This window comes from Cupriavidus sp. 01L415 (assembly GCF_056400065.1).
In genome coordinates, this window is record NZ_JBFTSP010000053.1 from 1 (window position 1) to 18,175 (window position 18,175).

At 66.3% G+C, this 18,175-nt stretch carries 16 protein-coding genes; 10 read left to right on the plus strand and 6 right to left on the minus strand.

Annotation, left to right across the window (positions count from 1 at the left end; all coding sequences use genetic code 11):
* Positions 1 to 164 (minus strand): NAD-dependent epimerase/dehydratase family protein (locus tag AC1DOX_RS30140; RefSeq protein ID WP_477101655.1); only part of this gene is annotated, 164 nt, incomplete at its 3' end.
* A gap of 69 nt (positions 165 to 233) precedes the next feature.
* Positions 234 to 1,985, minus strand: a complete 1,752-nt coding sequence (locus AC1DOX_RS30145; RefSeq protein WP_441624228.1) for a glycosyltransferase family 39 protein — start codon at positions 1,983 to 1,985, stop codon at positions 234 to 236.
* 197 nt (positions 1,986 to 2,182) lie between these two features.
* Here AC1DOX_RS30145 and AC1DOX_RS30150 point away from each other — a divergent pair, with 197 nt between their 5' ends.
* From AC1DOX_RS30150 to AC1DOX_RS30170, 5 genes are all read left to right on the plus strand, one after another.
* A complete protein-coding gene (locus tag AC1DOX_RS30150) occupies positions 2,183 to 2,863 on the plus strand; it encodes a response regulator (protein WP_441624226.1) in 681 nt (226 codons plus the stop codon).
* On the plus strand, positions 2,860 to 4,242 hold the full coding sequence (locus tag AC1DOX_RS30155) for an ATP-binding protein (protein ID WP_441624224.1): 1,383 nt from the start codon (positions 2,860 to 2,862) through the stop codon (positions 4,240 to 4,242). Before AC1DOX_RS30150 ends, AC1DOX_RS30155 begins: the two co-directional genes overlap by 4 nt.
* Complete coding sequence (chrA, locus tag AC1DOX_RS30160; protein ID WP_441624222.1) at positions 4,239 to 5,474, plus strand: chromate efflux transporter; 1,236 nt, start codon at positions 4,239 to 4,241, stop codon at positions 5,472 to 5,474. Before AC1DOX_RS30155 ends, chrA begins: the two co-directional genes overlap by 4 nt.
* Entirely contained in the window at positions 5,471 to 6,196 is a 726-nt protein-coding gene (locus AC1DOX_RS30165) for a DUF2459 domain-containing protein (RefSeq protein ID WP_441624220.1), read from the plus strand. Before chrA ends, AC1DOX_RS30165 begins: the two co-directional genes overlap by 4 nt.
* 776 nt (positions 6,197 to 6,972) lie before the next feature.
* On the plus strand, positions 6,973 to 7,293 hold the full coding sequence (locus AC1DOX_RS30170) for a hypothetical protein (protein ID WP_441624218.1): 321 nt from the start codon (positions 6,973 to 6,975) through the stop codon (positions 7,291 to 7,293).
* Positions 7,294 to 7,445: 152 nt separating this feature from the next.
* Here AC1DOX_RS30170 and AC1DOX_RS30175 read toward each other — a convergent pair whose 3' ends face one another.
* Positions 7,446 to 8,504, minus strand: coding sequence for a porin (locus AC1DOX_RS30175; protein WP_092143133.1), 1,059 nt, complete (start codon positions 8,502 to 8,504; stop codon positions 7,446 to 7,448).
* Positions 8,505 to 8,811: 307 nt separating this feature from the next.
* Here AC1DOX_RS30175 and AC1DOX_RS30180 point away from each other — a divergent pair, with 307 nt between their 5' ends.
* On the plus strand, positions 8,812 to 11,346 hold the full coding sequence (locus AC1DOX_RS30180) for a penicillin-binding protein 1A (protein WP_477114089.1): 2,535 nt from the start codon (positions 8,812 to 8,814) through the stop codon (positions 11,344 to 11,346).
* 22 nt (positions 11,347 to 11,368) lie between these two features.
* Here the strand turns inward: AC1DOX_RS30180 and AC1DOX_RS30185 are convergent, their stop codons facing one another.
* Positions 11,369 to 12,286, minus strand: coding sequence for a LysR family transcriptional regulator (locus AC1DOX_RS30185; protein WP_441624213.1), 918 nt, complete (start codon positions 12,284 to 12,286; stop codon positions 11,369 to 11,371).
* 144 nt (positions 12,287 to 12,430) lie between these two features.
* Complete coding sequence (locus AC1DOX_RS30190) at positions 12,431 to 13,114, minus strand: nitroreductase (RefSeq protein WP_441624211.1); 684 nt, start codon at positions 13,112 to 13,114, stop codon at positions 12,431 to 12,433.
* Between the two features lie 373 nt (positions 13,115 to 13,487).
* On the opposite strand from AC1DOX_RS30190, the gene AC1DOX_RS30195 reads away from it, so the two are divergent.
* The 4 genes from AC1DOX_RS30195 to AC1DOX_RS30210 all read left to right on the plus strand — a co-directional run bounded on the left by AC1DOX_RS30195 (position 13,488) and on the right by AC1DOX_RS30210 (position 18,018).
* Positions 13,488 to 14,606, plus strand: a complete 1,119-nt coding sequence (locus tag AC1DOX_RS30195; protein ID WP_441624209.1) for an iron-containing alcohol dehydrogenase — start codon at positions 13,488 to 13,490, stop codon at positions 14,604 to 14,606.
* Positions 14,600 to 15,988 carry an amidase gene (locus AC1DOX_RS30200; protein WP_441624207.1) on the plus strand — a complete coding sequence of 463 codons (1,389 nt, stop codon included), beginning with the start codon at positions 14,600 to 14,602 and terminating at the stop codon, positions 15,986 to 15,988. Before AC1DOX_RS30195 ends, AC1DOX_RS30200 begins: the two co-directional genes overlap by 7 nt.
* Before the next feature lie 30 nt (positions 15,989 to 16,018).
* Complete coding sequence (locus AC1DOX_RS30205; RefSeq protein ID WP_441624205.1) at positions 16,019 to 16,903, plus strand: tryptophan 2,3-dioxygenase; 885 nt, start codon at positions 16,019 to 16,021, stop codon at positions 16,901 to 16,903.
* 65 nt (positions 16,904 to 16,968) lie between these two features.
* Positions 16,969 to 18,018 carry a glutathione S-transferase family protein gene (locus AC1DOX_RS30210; protein WP_477101654.1) on the plus strand — a complete coding sequence of 350 codons (1,050 nt, stop codon included), beginning with the start codon at positions 16,969 to 16,971 and terminating at the stop codon, positions 18,016 to 18,018.
* A 21-nt stretch (positions 18,019 to 18,039) separates the two neighbouring features.
* On the opposite strand, the gene AC1DOX_RS30215 is transcribed toward AC1DOX_RS30210, so the two are convergent.
* On the minus strand, positions 18,040 to 18,175 hold a 136-nt coding region (locus AC1DOX_RS30215), incomplete at its 5' end, for a DUF6429 family protein (RefSeq protein WP_477101656.1).

Consider the following 18,175-nt stretch of genomic DNA (forward strand, 5'->3'; position numbering starts at 1 on the left):
CCTTCGAAGAAGTGCATGCGCGGATGGTTCACCAGGTCGCCCAGGCGGTCCGACGACATATCCATGCCGTAGACCTCCCATTGCGTGGTTTCCAGGATGCGGCGCGTCAGGTGGTGGCCGATGAAGCCGTTGACGCCAAGAATCAGGACTCGCTTTTGCTGCATGAGGATAGGATCAGGAATCAGAAAGACGGAATACGTAAGGCCATCAGGCGCAAGGCGCGGCCGCCGCGCTCAGCGTGCGGCCAGGACCGGCGTGGGACCGGGGACGTTGGTCACGACGATGCGACGCCAGTCGCGCGCCACCACATACATCGGCAACGTAGGCGACAGCTCGAGGAACATCTCGGGCGACATCACCGCCATCGCGGGCGTGCCGTTTTTCCACAGCTTGGCAAAGCTGGCGATGTCGGGCACCGCGCGCGCCGGCTCGACGCTCGCCCCGAAGGTCAGCTCGTCCGCCTCCCCCACCATCACCAGCGGATGGCGCAGGTAGAACGGCAGCGTATGGTCGAGCATGCGCACGCCGTAAAGCGGCATGCCGGGGGTCAGCTTCTGCAGGATCTGCGGCGCGATATCGGCGCCCGACGCGGGCCGGCCCACGGTTTCGTGCCCGGTCAGCGCCAGCATGAAGCCCAGGTACATGCCCAGCGCATAGACCGCCACACTCGGCAGCACGCCACGGCGCAGCAGCCAGCGCGCGATGGCGATGCCGGCCAGCATCACTAGGAACGCGGCGGCGGCCCAGATGGCGTAGGCGCGGTAGAACGAATTCGGTGTGTGATTGACGTTGAGCGTGGCCACCACTGGGCTGGCCAGCAGCCCGCAGGCGGTGACGATCGCCATCGCGGTCAATTGCCGGCTCCATGCCCGCACATCCATGCGATCCAGCGCCACGCCGGCCAGGATGCCCAGCGCGGGAAACACCGGCACGATATAACCCGGCAGCTTGGAGCGCGACAGGCTGAAGAACACGAAGATGGCGATGGCCCAGATGCCGGCCATCAACGCGGGGCGGAACCTGGCAGCGCCGTCGGCCGGCGTGCGCATGGCCTTCCACAGGCGGGGGAACAGGCCGAGCCACGGCAGGAAACCGGCCAGCACGATGGGCACGAAGTAGACAATCGGCCCCGAGCGCGAATGGATGTTCGAGGTGTACCGCTGCCAGTGCTCATGGATGAAGAAGAAGTTCAGGAACTCCGGGTTCCGTGCCGACACCATCCAGAAGTACGGCACCGCGACGGCGAGCAGGAGCGCAGCCCCGGCGGCCACGTGCAGGCGCCGCCAGAGTCCCCAGTCACGCGTCGCCACGGTATAGACCACGAGCACCAGGCCCGGCAATGCCACGCCGACCAGTCCCTTGGTCAAGACCGCAACGCCCATTGCCGCCCAGCAGGCCAGCATCCATCCGCGCCGCGCGGAGACCGTGGCGTCCGGATGCTGCGCCACCAGCATGCAGCCGAGCACGCAGGCCATCACGCCTGCCAGCGTCATGTCCAGCGTATTGAAATGCGCCGCGACGCTCCACATCGGCGCCGCCAGCAGCGCCAGGCCGGTGAAAGCGGCGGCGCGGCGGCCAAACCAGCGCCACGTCGCCAGCATCGACATGCCGATGCCGGCCAGCCCGGCCAGCGCCACGGACAGCCGTGCCTGCCATTCGCCGATGCCGAACAGCGTGTAGGCTAGCGCCGTCACCCACATGTGGAACGGGGGCTTCTCGAAGTACTTCAGGTCGTTGTAGCGGATGGTGATCCAGTCGCCACTGGCGAACATCTCGCGCGAGATCTCCGCGTAGCGGCCCTCGTCGGGGCCGATCAGGTGGCGCAGGCCGAGCGTGCCGAACCAGACCAGCAGCGCCACCGCCACGAATACCGCCACCCAGGTGGCGGTGGGCGACCAGGACATCGCGCGAATGCCGCGCAGGCCATGTGCGGAGTCCACGGCAGGGAGCGGAGCGGCGGGCTGGCGCGAAGTCGGGTTCGGCATGGATTGGGGCGCAATCGGGGGTGCCGGCGCTGGCATGAGAATCCGCGCACGCACTCACCCGTTCTAAGGGATCGCGCAGCTTAGGAGACGAACCTTAAGCTCACATTAATAATGCGGCCATCAGTTGGCGATGCTACGCTTCAGGCCGTCCGGGTGCCTGATGCGCCCCGTTTCAGGCACCCGTTTCAAACTGAAAGATGAGAATCCTTATCGTTGAAGACGACCCCATGCTCGGCGACGGCCTCCAGCGCGGCCTGAAGCTGATGGGGCACGCTGTCGACTGGTTCGGCACCGGCGCGGAGGCCGATCGTGCGATGGGCATGATGCGCTATGACGCCGTGGTGCTGGACCTCGGCCTGCCCGACGACGACGGCATGGCGCTGCTGGCGCGCTGGCGGCAACAGGGCCTGCAGACGCCCGTGGTGGTGCTGACCGCCCGCGACGCCGTGCCAAGCCGCATCGGCGGGCTGGACGCGGGCGCCGACGACTACCTCGTCAAGCCGGTGGAACTCGATGAACTGGCGGCCCGGCTGCGCGCGGTCTCGCGCCGTACGGCCGGCATGCCGGAACCCGTGTGGCGCCACGGCGCGCTGGAATACCAGCCGGCCGCCCGGCTGGCGCTGTGGCAGGGCAAACCCGTAGAACTGACCGCGCGCGAGGCCATGCTGCTGGAGCTGCTGCTGATGCATCCCCACCGCGTGCTGACGCGCGAGTTCCTGCGCGACAAGCTCTATGACTGGGACAAGGGGTCGGAAAGCAACACGCTCGAGGTCCACATCCACCATCTGCGCCGCAAGATCCATCCCGGCATCGTGCGCACGCTGCGCGGCGCCGGCTACACGCTCGGGACGCTGGAGGCGATCGGGGGCGAGGCATGACGCTGCAGCGGCGCCTGATCCTCGCGGTGCTGGTCGCAGTCGCCTTTGCCTGGGTCCTGACCAGCGGGCTGGTCTACCTGAGCGCGCAGGAAGAAATCAACGAGCTGTACGACACCGCCATGGTCCGCATGGCGCAGCAGATGCAGGCCGTGCTGCCATTGGTCAAGCTCGGCGCCGTGCCGCAGCCGCCGCCCAACGGCCCCGCGCCCGGCGATACGGATCTTGGCGATCTTGGCGACGCCGGCCTCGGCGACCTGGCCATCGCCGCGTGGCGGCCCAACGGCGAGCCACTCCATATCGATCCCGACGGCGACCGCCTGCCCCGCCTGCCCGCCGTGCGCGGCTTTACCGACAGGAAAATCGACGGGGTGCCGTGGCGGCTCTACTACCTGGTCGATCCGGTGGAGGGCTGGCGCGTCTGCGTGGGCCAGATCATGGCGGAGCGCGAGGAACTGGTGGTGTCCTACATGCAAGCCCAGGTGCTGCCCTGGGTATTCGGGCTGCCATTGCTGACCGCGCTGCTGGTTTGGGCGGTGCAGCGCACGCTGCGCCCCGTTCACACATTGTCCGCCGCCATTGCCGCCCGCACCCCGGACGATCCCACGCCGCTGGGGCTGTCATCGGTACCGCCCGAACTCGTGCCACTGGTCAATGCGATGAACCAGCTGCTGCACCGCGTGTCGGCGCTGCTCGAACATGAACGGCGACTGACCGCCGATGCCGCCCACGAAATGCGTACGCCACTGGCCGCGCTGAAGGCGCAATGGGACGTGGCGCGGCGCTCCGGGGACCCGGAAGAGCGCGCCCAGGCCGCCGCGAACGTGGAGGTCGGCATCGACCGGATGAGCCACCTGGTCTCGCAGCTCCTGACCATGAGCCGGCTCGAGGATGAAGCGGAGCCACCCACGCGCGGCCCGGTGGACTGGCACAGTGTCGTGCAACAGGTCCTGTCCGATTGCCTGCTGCTGTCCGAACGCCGCAATATCGACATGGAGGTGGTTTGGCCGCCTGCTGACCGCCCGCCGATGCCGACCTGCGGCGATCCCACCCTGCTTGGCACCATGCTGCGCAACCTGCTCGATAACGCCATTCGCTACAGCCCCGCCGGCACGCTGGTGACACTTGCCTTCGCGCAGGACCGTATCACCGTTTCGGATCATGGCCCGGGCACGGCGCCCGACCTGCTGCCGCGTCTTGGCGACCGCTTCTTCCGCGGCGCCAACCAGCGCGAACAGGGTAACGGCCTTGGCATCTCCATCGCGCGCCGCGTGGCCGTGCTGCACGGGCTCACCATCAGCTTCACCAACCGGCATCCGACCGAAGGCAGCGGCCTGGTCGCAACCATCCAGGCCGTGGAAGGCGGGGGACATCGCTCATGACGACATCGCGGGAGTATGAAGACGGCCACGCACAGGCCGGCGCATGGGAGGTCTTCCTGGTCTTCCTGCGGCTCGGCCTGACGTCGTTTGGCGGCCCGGTGGCGCACCTTGGCTATTTTCGCGCCGCGTTCGTCACGCGGCGACGCTGGCTGAGCGAGCGCGCCTACTCCGATATCGTCGCGCTGTGCCAGTTCCTGCCGGGGCCAGCAAGCAGCCAGGTCGGCATGGTGGTGGGCCTGGCGCGGGCTGGCTACGGCGGCGCGCTGGCGGCGTGGCTGGGCTTTACGCTGCCGTCGGCCATCGCGCTGATCCTGTTTGCGATGGGACTTGCGGCCTTTGGAAACATCGTGCCGGCCGGCGCGTTGCACGGGCTCAAGGTGGCCGCGGTGGCCGTGGTCGCCCAGGCGGTGTGGGGCATGGCGCGCACGCTGTGCCCGGATGCGCCGCGTATCACGCTGATGACGCTCGCGGCGGTGGCCGTGACGCTCGTGCCATCGCCGTGGTGCCAGATGGCGATGATGGCGCTTGCCGGCATCGCCGGTTCACGGTGGTTCCGTCCGGCACAGATGGCACCGCATGAGCCGCTGCCGATCCGCGTCGGCCATCGCGCCGCAGTGGTATGCCTGCTGGCGTTCTTCGTGCTGCTGATCGGCTTGCCGATTGCCGTGCGGCTGGTCCCCAGTCATGCACTGGCCATGGTCGATGCGTTCTATCGCGCCGGCGCGCTGGTGTTTGGCGGTGGCCACGTGGTCCTGCCGCTGCTGCAGGCGGCGGCCGTGCCCACGGGCTGGGTGAGCAACGACACGTTCCTGGCCGGATACGGCGCGACGCAAGCGGTGCCCGGACCGCTGTTCACGTTTGCCGCGTTCCTCGGCGCGGCGATGCAACACGCGCCCTCGGGATGGACGGGCGGCATGTTGTGCCTGCTGGCGATCTTCGCGCCGTCCTTCCTGCTGGTCTTCGGCACGCTGCCCTTCTGGGAACGCATCCGCCGCAACGCCGGCGCGCAGGCGGCGCTCGCGGGCATCAATGCGGCGGTGGTCGGCCTGCTGCTGGCGGCGCTGTATCAGCCGGTGTGGACCAGTGCCATCCATGGGCCGGCGGATTTTGCATTGGCCTTGCTAGCGCTGGTGGCGCTGGCCGTCTGGCGGCTGCCGCCGTGGGTCGTGGTGTTGACCAGCGGACTGGCGGGCTGGGGCTTGATCAGCCTGATCGAGCGGACGGTGTCGTGAACACATCCCCGCGCCCCAGCAGTGGCGGCTTGAGTGGCTACCCGAGTGGCGCCCTGAGCCGCAAGCTGAGGACGCACCTGAGGGCGCATCTGAGCGCGTACCTGAGCGTGGCATGCCTGGTGGGCTGTGTCTCGTCACCGGCAGCGGCACCGGAGCCCCCCGTGGGGACCACGATCGACGTGGTGGAGCGGGAATGGCACACCGACGTCTGCATCCGAACCGAGGATGCGGGCGCGCGACTGCTGCCCCTTCTCAAGGGCTATGACGGGTCGCGTTTCCTTTGTTTCGGCTTTGGCGATCGCCACTATCTCGTGAGCCGGGAGCGTGGGCCGATGACACTGCTGTCGGCGCTGCTGCCGGGCGAAGGCGCGATCCTGCTGACAATCCTGCGCGACACGCCGGCAGCCGCCTTCGGCGCGGACAACGTTGTCCGGCTCGGCATCAGCCAGGGCGGTTCGATGCGACTCCAGGCATTTCTCGGCGATGCGGTGCAGCTGGATGGCAGCGGCGCACCCGTCCGGCTGGGCGACGGCCCTTATGACGGCGGACTGTACTTTGGTGCCACGGCCACCTACGCGGGCTTCTACACGTGCAATACGTGGACGGCGCAGGCGCTGCGAACGGCGGGCGTGCCCGTCTACGGGCCGGTGTTATTCGCGGAGGGCGTGATGCGGCAAGTCCGCGAGGCCGCCGCTGCGCAACCCGGCCAGACGGCGCCCTGATGTGTCACCCGGCGCGCCGTTGCGTCAGCGCGCAGCGATGTGACGAGGTGCGCCGCGCTGCGAGAACTAGTAACAGGGTCCAGATGTGCAACCGGGAGCCGGCGTCACGACGCTGGTCTTCTGGGGCGGGTTGGGGTCGCTACTGCTGATCGAAACGCAACCCGCGAGCCAAAGTGGCAACAGCAAGAGAACGGCGATCCTCGGCATGGCGTGCTCCCTTGAACGAACGGTTCCAGCGGATGGTTCCAGCAGACTGTTCCAGTATAGGTAGCTGCACACACGCCGCCATCCTCCTATCGTCTACACGCCACGCCCCGGCCGAAGTGCCTTATCCGCCGTAGCCAGCCACAAACAAGCGGCACGCAAATAAATAGAGCCGTCATGAAGACGGCTCGAGTTCCCCGCGCATTTATCAATCATCTGCCACCGGCCCATTCCTGGCGCCTCTCACAGGGCAGCCATGGAAGACGGCTGGTCGGTGGCGATGTCGGCCCGCGGCAACCCCTCCGGTCGCATCTGATTTCCCGACTTATTCAGCGGGCTCGACGGGATGACATTCTGGCGATGAAATATTTCGGCAATAAGTCCGTGGAGCGCCGCATGCAGCACATCGAGTCGACGCCATGTCGACACCGGATCCACACCGGACGCACAGAGACGCACACGCGGCGCACGTCACGCGCACATGCACTGACTTCGCGCAGGCGGACCCGATTTGCACCTTCTTCTGACCGCGTCAGTCACTAGAATGAAACCGTCCTTTCCCCGGAGTTGCCATGAAACGCCATCCCATCGCCGTGACCGAAACCACGCCGGAAGGCCTGACGGCCCTGATCTATCACATCGCACATGGCGCCAGTCAGGGGCAACTGGACCCTGAATTCGTACGCAAGCTTGGCAAACGCGTGAACCGGGAACTGGAGGCCATGGAGGAGGCCGATCAGCTCAACGAGGAGGACAAGCGCCACCTGCACGACGCCGTGCAGGTCTTGCACGCCACCACCGATGCCGAGGAAGGCGCGCTGCTGACCAAGGCGCTGGAGCGGCTGCGCGCCGAGGACGGCAATGCTGCCCACTCGCGCGAACAGATAGGCTGATCGCTGCGTCCTTTCCCGCCGGAACGCGGAAATCCGGGGCGCAGAACCCGGAATGCAGAACGCCCCTCCCCGCCAAGCCGGGTGAGGGGCGTTGTGCTATCCGGCAGGACGAAGGGAAAGGCTCCGCCTGCCGGCTGTCGCCTGCTTCCGTATCAGAAGCGGTGACGCACGCCGATCACGGCGCCGGCCTGGTTCTCGCCGGCAACGGCCGTACCCGTGCCGCTCAGGCCCAGGTTGGAGTTGCCCTTGTTGCGGACGTAGCCCAGGTTCAGGTAAGCGTCGGTGCGCTTGGAGAACGAGTAGTCCGCCGACAGCACGAACATCCACGGATCCGCGTCGCTGTTGTGGGTGTCCGTGTAGTACGCGGCACCTGTCAGCGACAGGGCCGGCGTCACGCGGTACAGGCCGCCCAGCCAGTAGACGTTGTTGCGCGAAGCCGCAGTGGCCACGCTGGCGATGCCGTCGTCGCGCATCCAGCGGTAGCCGGCGAAGACCTTGGCCACGCCGAAGTCGTACGCCGTACCGATGGCGGCGCGCTTGACGGCGCGATCGGACAGGGCCGACGTGGCGCCTTGGTACTGGTCATACGCGGCGCCGACCGAGAAGCCACCGGTGGCGTAGGACGCGCCCAGGCCGAAGTTGCGGCCGGCCTTGTAGTCGCCCGGTACTTCGCCGTTGTTGTCGCGGCCGGTGCTGTAGAAGCCCGTGGCGGTCAGGCCACCGAACTTGCCGGTGTACTTGACGGCGTTGTCGGCACGGCCGTTGAAGCCCGAGTCCACGCTGTTCAGCGAGTAGCGCGGGCCGACGGCCATCGGGTCATAGGCGCCGAACAGGTCGTACAGCGCGTTCTGCTGACGGCCCAGCGTCAGGGCACCCCAGTTGTTCTGCAGGCCGACGTAGGACTGGCGGCCGAACAGGCGGTTGCTCTGGCCCGACAGGCCGGTATCGATATCGAAGCCCGATTCCAGCGTGAAGATGCCCTTCAGGCCGCCACCGAGATCTTCCACGCCGCGCAGGCCCCAGCGCGAACCGGACATGTTGCCCGAGTTCATGCGCACGGCGGTCTGCCCATTGCCGCCCGGCACATGGGTGGCCACTTCCACGCCGGCATCGACGATGCCGTACAGCGTAACGTTGGAGGCGGATTGAGCCGACGCCACGCCAGACATCGCGCAGGTAGCAGCCGCCAGGGCAAATAGAGCTTTCTTCACAGTAGTTTCTCGTTTTGTTAAGACATTGAGATGCTTCCCCGCCCCGACGACGTGGCGGGCGCGCTACGTGGCGCGCCGGCATCCGACGTCAGTCGGCGACCTTTGGGGGGCGACCCGGATTGTTACAACTGAATGTGAAACCCATGTGTCGTTGCGGCCTCAACCACCCCCCACCATCGGGGGATACCCGTACGTATTGGGCACGAAATGCGGGTTTTCCCCATCCGGGTTTTGGTACGATGCACACTTTTCTGTGAATGGCATTTGTCAGCTTGGCCGTGTGCCGCAGGCTCGACATGCCTGCGTCATGCGCCTGGATTCGATCAAGACATATCTCGCCCCCAGACTTGCGCCACTGCAGCGACTGCGCCGTCCCACCCGACGCGGCGTCTTCATTGCGATGGCCGCCGTCCCGGCGCTGTTTGCTCTCTACGTGCTGCTGCTGGTGCCGTTCACGCCGGGCATCAGCGACATCCGCAAGGCCAAGTCCGAGCAGCCGGCACAGGTCCTGTCCGCCGACGGCAAGGAACTGGCGGTCTACCGCTGGGCCAACCGCGACTGGGTCAAGCTGTCCGATATCTCGCCTAACGTCGTGAACGCGCTGATCGCCACGGAAGATCACCGCTTCTATCAGCACCACGGCCTGGACTGGCGCCGCACGGCATCCGCGGCGCTGCACACGTTCTCGGGCGACCGCCAGGGCGGATCGACCATCACGCAACAGCTCGCGCGCAACCGCTACCCAGACGACATCGGGCGGGCGCCCACCATGACGCGCAAGCTGAAGGAAGCCATTACCGCGTTCAAGATCGAGGCGCTCTACTCCAAGGACGAGATCCTGGAGACGTATCTCAATACCGTGCCGTTCCTGTACAACGCGTTCGGCATCGAGATGGCGGCGCGCACGTACTTCGACAAATCCGCCGACAAGCTCGACGTCCTGGAAGCCGCCACGCTGATCGGCATGCTCAAGGGCAACAGCTACTACAACCCGGTGCTGAACCCCGAGCGTGCGCTGGAGCGCCGCAACATCGTGCTGGCGCAGATGGTCAAGCGCGGCAAGCTGGACGCCGCCAGGTTCGACGCACTGAAGGAGCGGCCGCTGCGCATCGACTTCGAACGCCAGATCGAAGCCCCCGGCACCGCGCCCCACTTTGCGCAACAGCTACGCAAGTGGCTGATCGCATGGGCGGACCGCAACGACTACAACCTCTACACCGATGGACTCGTGGTCCACACGACCATCGATTCCCGGCTGCAGGCCCTGGCCAACCAGGCGCTGACGCGCCAGGGCAACCAGCTGCAATCCATCGCCAACGCGGCATGGGCGCCGCGCGCGGGCTGGGCGGAAAGCCGGGCGCTGGTGCAGGCCTTCGTGCGCGAATCGCCTGAATTCCGCGCCGCCGTCGCGGGCGGCCAGAGCGAGGACGATGCGCTCAAACACCTGCTGGCGAACAACGCCTTCATGCAGTCCCTGCGCCAGCAGAAGACGCGCGTGCAGGCGGGCTTCATGGCCATCGACCCGGCCACCGGTGAAATCCGCGCGTGGGTCGGCAGCCGCGACTTCACGATCGATGCGTTCGACCATGTGGCCCAGGCGCGCCGCCAGCCGGGCTCGACCTTCAAGCCGTTTGTCTATGGCGCCGCGTTTGCCCGCGGCGAAAGCCCGGAAGAGACGCTGATCGACCAGCCGGTGGAGATGAAATTGGCGGGCGGCGAGATCTGGCGTCCCACCGACGAATCACCGGCGACGGGCCGCGCGATGAGCCTGCGCGATGGACTGGTCTATTCGAAGAACACCATCACCGCACAACTGGTGCAGACCGTGGGACCCGAGCGCGTGGCGCGGCTGGCCCGTGCGATGGGCGTGCGCGAGAGCCGGCTCGACGCCGTGCCGTCGCTGGCGCTGGGCACCAGCCCGGTCACGCTGAAGGAAATGGTCAGCGCCTACGGCACGATCGCCAACGGCGGCCCGTATGTCGCGCCGACCATGGTCACGCGCATCGAGGACCGTTATGGCAAGGTGCTGGCCCAGTTCCGGCCGTCGTCTCCGGAACGCGCGCTATCGGCCACGGCAACCGAAACGCTGGTCGACGTGATGCGCGACGTCATCGACCGCGGCACGGGCACCGCCATCCGCACGCGCTACGGCATCCGCGCCGACGTGGCGGGCAAGACCGGCACCACGCAGGACAACGCCGACGGCTGGTTCATCCTGATGCATCCGCAACTGGTGGCCGGCGCGTGGGTCGGCTTCAACGACAGCCGCGTGACGCTGCGCAGCGACTACTGGGGTCAGGGCGCGCACAGCGCGCTGCCGATCGTCGGCGATTTCTTCCAGCGCTCGCTGCGCGCACGCGTGATCGACGCTCGCGCGCGCTTTGCCGAGGCCGATGAAAAGACGTGGTACACGGCCATCACCACCCAGATTCGCGGCTGGTACCAGTCGCTCTTTGCCTCCGGCAAGAAGGAAGAGGCCGTCACCTCACCGCGCCCTTCCCCGCGCCGCCCGGTGTTGCCCGCAACCGAGGCGGACGCGATGCCGCCGGCGGGCGCATCGTCAGCAACCGCCGACAACAGCATGGCCCTTGATCCCGGCGAGACGGCGGAAGCCACGCCGGCTTCCGGGCACGAGCCCGCACCAGCCGCGATCGCATCCGCACCGGGCGCACCCGCCACGCTTGCGCCGGCGCCTTCCGCCCCTTCAGCCCCCTCGGCGTCTGCAGCCAGTTCTGCCGCAGCCGCCGTGTCGGCGCCACCGTCCACGTTGACGCCACCGGCGCAACCGGCGGACAGCGCCGCGACTTCGTCGCCCAACACCTCCCCCGCGCCCGTCCGCTAATTCCCCCGGGCGGCCACGCCGCCTAGGCGGGAAACGGGAAGCGCGCGTCGAACGCGGCGAATCGCTCCTGCAGGAATTCGATCAGGCGGCGCTGCCGTAGCGCCGGATACCGGCTCTGCAGGAACACCAGTTGCAGCGGCATCGGCGGCTCCTGGTACCACGCGGGAAACAGCAGCACCAGCCTGCCCGCCTCCACGTCCCCGGCCACGTCGAACCAGCTCTTGTATGCCACCCCATGGCCCGCCAGCGCCCAGTCGCGGACGATGCCGCCATCGTCGCTGCTGCGCCGGCCGATCACTTCCACCTCCAGCCACGCATCGCCCGAACGGAACGGCCAGCGGCTGCGCGGCTGCCCACCCGCCGACAACACCAGCACGTCATGCGACGCCAGTTCCTGCGGATGCGTTGGCGTGCCGGCGCGCGCCAGATAGGCCGGCGCCGCCACGGCGACGCGGCGCAAGGTGGTGAGCTGGCGGCGAACCAGGCTGGAATCCTCCAGCCAGCCCACGCGCACTGCGAGATCGATGTTGCCGCGATACAGGTCGGTGATCGAATCGCCGATCGACAGCTCCAGCGAGACCTGCGGATGCATGTCGAGGAAATCGTCGAGCCAGCCGCGCAGCCAGGTGCGCCCGAGATCGGACGGCGCGGTCAGGCGCAACGGGCCAGCCAGGGCGTCGCGCTGCTCGGCCAGCGCCCCTTCCCCTTCCTCCAGCGCGGCCAGCGCCTTGCGTGCGGCGTCCAGAAAGACGCGGCCCTCCTCAGTCAGGCGCATGCGGCGCGTGGTGCGGGCAAATAGACGGGCATTCAGGCGCTGCTCCAGACGGATCAGCGCCGCGCTGGCCGTGGCCGCCGTGCGGTCCAGTTCGCGCGCTGCCGCGGAAAGGTTTTCCAGCTCGGCGGTACGCACGAACAGCCTGAGATCATCGAGGGAGTACATGAGGCGGGAATCCGGTCAGCGCGCGCACGCGCAGTGACCGTCATTATGGAGGACTTCCGCATGCAGCCGGCCGGCGGCGCATGGCCGCCAGGCCGTCCGGCATGGACGTCCACATGGCCGAGGATGCCTCGCCAGCTCCGTGCGCTAGCGGTCCATGAACGAGACGAACTCGTCGAGTTCCAGCTTGTGAAGCGCCATGTTGTTCTCCGGCATGCTGTTGTCGGCGTAACCGAGTGACATGCCGGCCACCACCATCTCTCCGTCCGGAATGCCGAGGCCGGCACGGAGCACTTCCGATTGCAGCGACCAGATCTGCTGCGGACAGGTATCCAGCCCGCCAGCACGTGCGGCCAGCATGATGTTCTGCAGGAAGCAGCCGTAGCAGAGGAAGCTGGCCCATTCCAGGCGCCGGTCCATCGTGAAGATGAGTCCGACTGGCGCATCGAAGAACCGGAACTGGCGCTCGACGTCGCGCCTGCGGCCGACGATATCGCTCCTGGCCACACCCTGCGCATCGCCGAGCATCCCCCGGAACGTATTGAAGCGGGACGAATACGGCGCCGGCATTTCCTTCGGAAAGAACGGGTACTCGGGCGCCAATGCCTCCGGGCTGGCGCGATACGCGTCAACCGCCGCATCGACGATCTTCGCGCGCGCTTCACCGGTCAGCACATAGCATCGCCAGGGCTGCGTGTTGCTTGAGCTCGGCGCGTACTTCGCCACCGACAGGATTTCCCTGACGGTCTCCATCGGCACCGGCCGATCGAGGAAGCCGCGCTTGCTTTGGCGTCCGCGAATCAACGCTTCGGTGAGTTGAATCGTATCCATGTTGGCTGTCTCCATTTTCCTGTCTCCGTTCTCGTGGTGGGGGTCGCTATGGTGGAAAAGATCATAGACACATCCCCTGCCTTGCGAAGCGGGAAAAGCTTGCAAGCTTCGTCCGAGAACGATGAACGATGCAGCGCGACAAGGTTCTGTACGAGGTGCCGTGCGCGAGGCGCGAACACGCGCCGAGGGTTTACCTGAGTGACCTCGCATGCATGCCATGTCGGCTGCAAACCCGCGTCATTCCACGCATTGCGGGCGTCCAATTTCATGAACGCTACGTTCCCGAATGCCGCGCGCACGGCCGAATCCAGATCGCCTATCTTCTCACTCGAGATCGAAGCATCAATGGCACACGAGACAATGGAGTGAGTGGATGAACCAGTTGAAATGCTTGCCGCAGGAAGAGATTGTCTGGGGGCACGACATCCTGAAGACCGTCGCCGCATCCATGGGCGACCACGGCATCAACCGTCCGATGACGTTCACGGTGGAGTTTCTCGCGGGGTTGAATCGCGAGTATTTGCAGCCTGGCATTCGCGATGGGGTCGGCACCTTTACCAATCTGCCGCCGCATGTGCCCGACTTCGCGGTGCGCGACGGTCTTCGTGCGTGCATCGAACGCAATGCGGGATCGATTGTCGCGCTGGGTGGCGGGTCCGTGCTCGACGCCGCGAAGGCGGTTTCCTACGAGCATTTCAAACAAACCGGACGCTATCTCCCCATCGCCGCCTTCCCGACAACCTTGTCCGGCTCGGAGTTCTCGCACTACTTCGGCGTGACGGAGACGGATGGCCCGCAGAAGTTCAAGCGCAGCTATGCCGTGCGCGAAACGACGCCCACGCTGGTGGCCATCGACCCACGGCTGATCGTCGACACGCCGCGCGCGTTGCTGCTGAGTTCGGCCATCAAGGGGATCGATCACGCGGTGGAAGGCATGCGCAGGGTCGACGTGGATCATCCCCATGCCATCCTGGCCGCCAGGGGCGTGGAGCGCTTCCTCGCCGTGCTGGAGAAGTGGCCGCGCAACCTCGAGACTCGCGAGGCCATCGAACGCGGTCTGGTCTCGGCTGACGATCTGCTGCAACTTCAGCTCGCCGCGTGGCAGTGCTACTTTTATCCCGCCTCGGTGATCTATGGCCTGAGTCATCGCATCGGGCACATCCTCGGCGGCACGTTCGGGCTGCCGCATAGCGTGACATCGTGCGTGACGCTGGCGCCCGTCATTCGCGCCTGCGCCGATGCCTATGGCCAGAAGTTCGAGATCTTCTCGCCGGACCATGACGGCCAGACAGCGGCCATATCCCTCGCGAACCGGATCGCGACCGTGGTGGAAGCGCTGAATTTACCCAGCCGGCTCGGCGCGCTCGATTTCGACCGGGTGAAGCTGCCCGATGTAGCCGCGTTGCTGATGCAGAACTACCCCTCCGAAGTCGGCGACCTCGGCGACGACGCCGGCCGGAAGCTGGAAGCCTTGCTGGAGCGCCTGTGGTAACGATCGATCTTCAGCGGCCAGCCCGTACTGCCGCGCAAGCGATGGGTCTGCGCAAGACGCTCCGTGCCCTTGCCGCACGGCGGATCACCGCAACCGCGCTGACGGAGCAGGCCCTCGAAGCGGCGGAGGCCAGCAAGCGGTCCCTCAACGCGTTTTCCGCCATCGATTGGGATCGTGCGCTGAAGGCGGCTGCGGAAAGCGACCGCCGCTATGGCGAAAACAGGCAGCGCCCGCTGGAAGGGCTACCTATCGCCATCAAGGACCTGATCGACACGAAGGGCATGGAAACCCGGTACGGATCGGCTGCCTATCTCGGCAACCTGCCCGCTGCGGATGCCGATATCGTGAGATCGCTGGTGGAGCGCGGCGCCATCGTCATCGGCAAGACCACGACCCACGAGTTCGCGTGGGGCGTGACGACTGCCAGCGCCAGATTCGGCGACACCCTGAATCCGCTCGACCGCTCGCGCATCCCCGGTGGCTCCAGCGGCGGTGCCGCGGCGGCGATCGCGCACGGTGCCGTGATGGCGGGCGTGGGGACCGATACCGGCGGCTCGGTCCGGATTCCCGCTGCGCTCTGCGGCGTCGTTGGCTTCAAGCCGACGCTCGGCACGCTCTCCACGCGCGGCGTGTTTCCGCTGGCGCCGTCCTGCGACCACGTTGGCCTGCTCGGCGAACAGGTCGACGACGTGGTGATGCTTGCGGATGCCCTTCACATCGAGGTTCCCGAGAGCGACGCGTGGCTTTCCGCTCGCCTCGGCGTGATCCGCGAAATCGCACCGGTGCCGCTGAGTCCGGACATCGCGGCCGCCTTCGATGGCGCCATGCGGCGCCTGGCGCAGGTATTTGCTTGCGTGAACATCGGCACCTCCGGTCTGTTCGATGCCGTGTTCGATGCCTTTGCGAGCATCGTCCTGATCGAAGGCGGCATCGAGCACTTCCGTCGCAACGACTGGGACCGCATCGCCACGCACTACAACCCGGAGACCGTCGACCGGCTGAAGCGCGCGGAAACCATGGATCTGCGCGCCTATGCGGCGGCCCAGCAGACACGGCGGAAATTCACGGCGAGGCTGCACGAGGTGATGTCGACGGTCGACTACCTCGTGCTGCCCACATGCCCATGCATCGCGCCGCATCTCGATGCCAGCAACGTCAGCATCGGCGATTGGACCGGCACGGTCCGCGAGGCGCTGATGACGTATACCGCACCGTTCAACATCGCAGGATTTCCTGCCATCTCGATTCCCTTGCCGACCGGCGACCATAGCCTTCCCGCGGCATTGCAGATTGTCGCGAGGCCCGGCGACGACGGCGCGCTGCTGCAGATCGCGCAACAGATGGAGCAGATGCTGCAAACGGCCGCCACCTGCGAGCCCTGACAGACGTACCCCCACAACGAGGAGACAACGATGAACGAACCCGTCAAGAATGCGTGCCCGGCATCCGCCGGCGCGTCGACCGGACAGACGCCCTACAGTGCGTGGATGCACACCGACGTGCTCCACTCGCTGCATCATCCGGTCAGCGATCACCCCGGAGAGCATGCTTGGATCGTCTCGGTGCAAGTGTCCGAGCTCTACTGGATGCTGATCATCAAGGAGCTCCAGATCGCGCAGGCCCAATTGCGCGCCAATGACCTCACGCAGGCCTGCCGGACGCTGCGGCGCGTCGTCGCCCACCATGAGCCGCTCAATGCCACGTGGCGATCGATCGCGTGGATGACGCCGACCGATCTGCTTTCCATCCTGTCGCGCGCGGTGGCGACGTATGGCAAGGACACCGCGCTGCAGGGATGGACGTATCGGCAGATGGTCTACCTGCTCGGCATCAAGCAGGCGGAGCATCTGCAGCACTTCACTCCGCAGCCCGAGCGCTGGAAGCAGCTCAACCAGGCTCTGGCCGAACCGAGCCTCTATGACGACGTGCTCGCCTACCTGAACCGCAACGGCTTTGCGGTGCCGGCGACGATGCTGGATCGCGATTTCGGCGTGCCTTACGCGCCGAGCAAGGCCATCGAGAAGGTCTGGCGCGATATCTACGCCGACCCGAACGAAAACCGGGAACTTCAACAGCTCGGCGAGACCCTGGCCGATATCGCCGAGGGATTCTCCACCTGGAAGTATCTGCACCTGATGGCCACGCGCCGCACGTTTGGCGGCCGGCCGGCCTACTTCGGCACCGAGGGCGTTGCGTGGCTGGTGCCGACCATGGATGAGATTCCGTTTCCGGAACTCTGGTCGGCGCGCGGCTTCATCGGCGATCCGCCTGCGGTGTGTCCGCACATGCACAAGTAATGGGACGCGCGATTCGCGGAATCCTGTAAGCCAACCGCCAACCATTTAACCAGGGGAAGCCAGCAATGAGCAATGATCAGGGGATAAAAGAACTCGCGGCGGGTGCCCGCGCCGCCATGGCCGATCCCGCGCGGATCACCATCGTGGGCCATGACGCGAACCCGCGTTTTGAACTGTTCCACGCGGCCAGCTCGCTGTGCTCGCAAAAGGTCCGCACGGTGCTGTTCGAAAAGCAGCTGCCGTATCGGTCGAACGATATGAAGATCCTGAGTTCGATGGGTCCGGATGGCGTCGTTCCCGCCGAGCACTACCACCCGCCCTACGTCCGTCTGCGGCTGATCGCCGGCCGGGACGTCGGGCGGGCGTTTGTCAGCGGATATAGCGGGCGCACGTCGGTGGAGACCGAGGGCTTCGATCCCTGCACGGTGCCGTTGCTGGTGGACTACGAAGCCGGCTGCGTAATCGCGGACTCGCAGCGGATCTGCTGCTATCTGGACGCGGTATCGCGCGATCCGGTTCAACTCCTGCCGGACGATGCCGAGGCGCGTGCCGCGGTGATGCGCCAGGTGAGCATCGTCGATCGGATTCCGAACGGCACGCTGCTCTACGGCTTTCATCCCGACGCCGACCTGCGCCCCGATGCGCTCAAGACGGTCATGGAAACGGTCTACGACTACAAGATCATGGCGCTCCAAACCATGATCGCCGCCAATGCCGGGGATGCGAAACTGGTTGCCGCCTATCGCGCGAAGATCACGAAGGAACGCGGCGGCAAGTCGGTCTGTCACGATGCGACCTTTCAGCGCGTCACTCGTCAGCACGTCGCGAATCTGCTGAAAGAGCTGGACGGTACGCTGGGTTCGGCAGCGGGGCCTTATCTCGCGGGCGCATCGTTCTCGCTTGGCGATGTGCTGTGGGGCGTCAATCTGGTGCGGCTGGCGTATCTGGGGCTGGCGTCGATGTGGGACGACCTGCCCAATGTCGCACGCTATGTCGATGCGCTAGTCAAGCGTCCGTCGCTGCGCGAGGAAGCGCTCCTGGCCACGACCGACGCTATGCCGCCATCGCGGCATATGGATGCCCTGGCAGGCAGCGGGGGGGCGGTATCGGCGTAGTCTTCCGGCTAGTGTTGTGAGTTAGAAATTCATTTCATTATTGCCTTGTCCGCCTGCCGCGACGAAATGGCGCATGAAAAGGCGTTCCGATTCGCGCAATCCTTCCTCGGTGAGGATGACTGATTTCGCCTTGTTCACAGGGTCGGCAATGAGACCT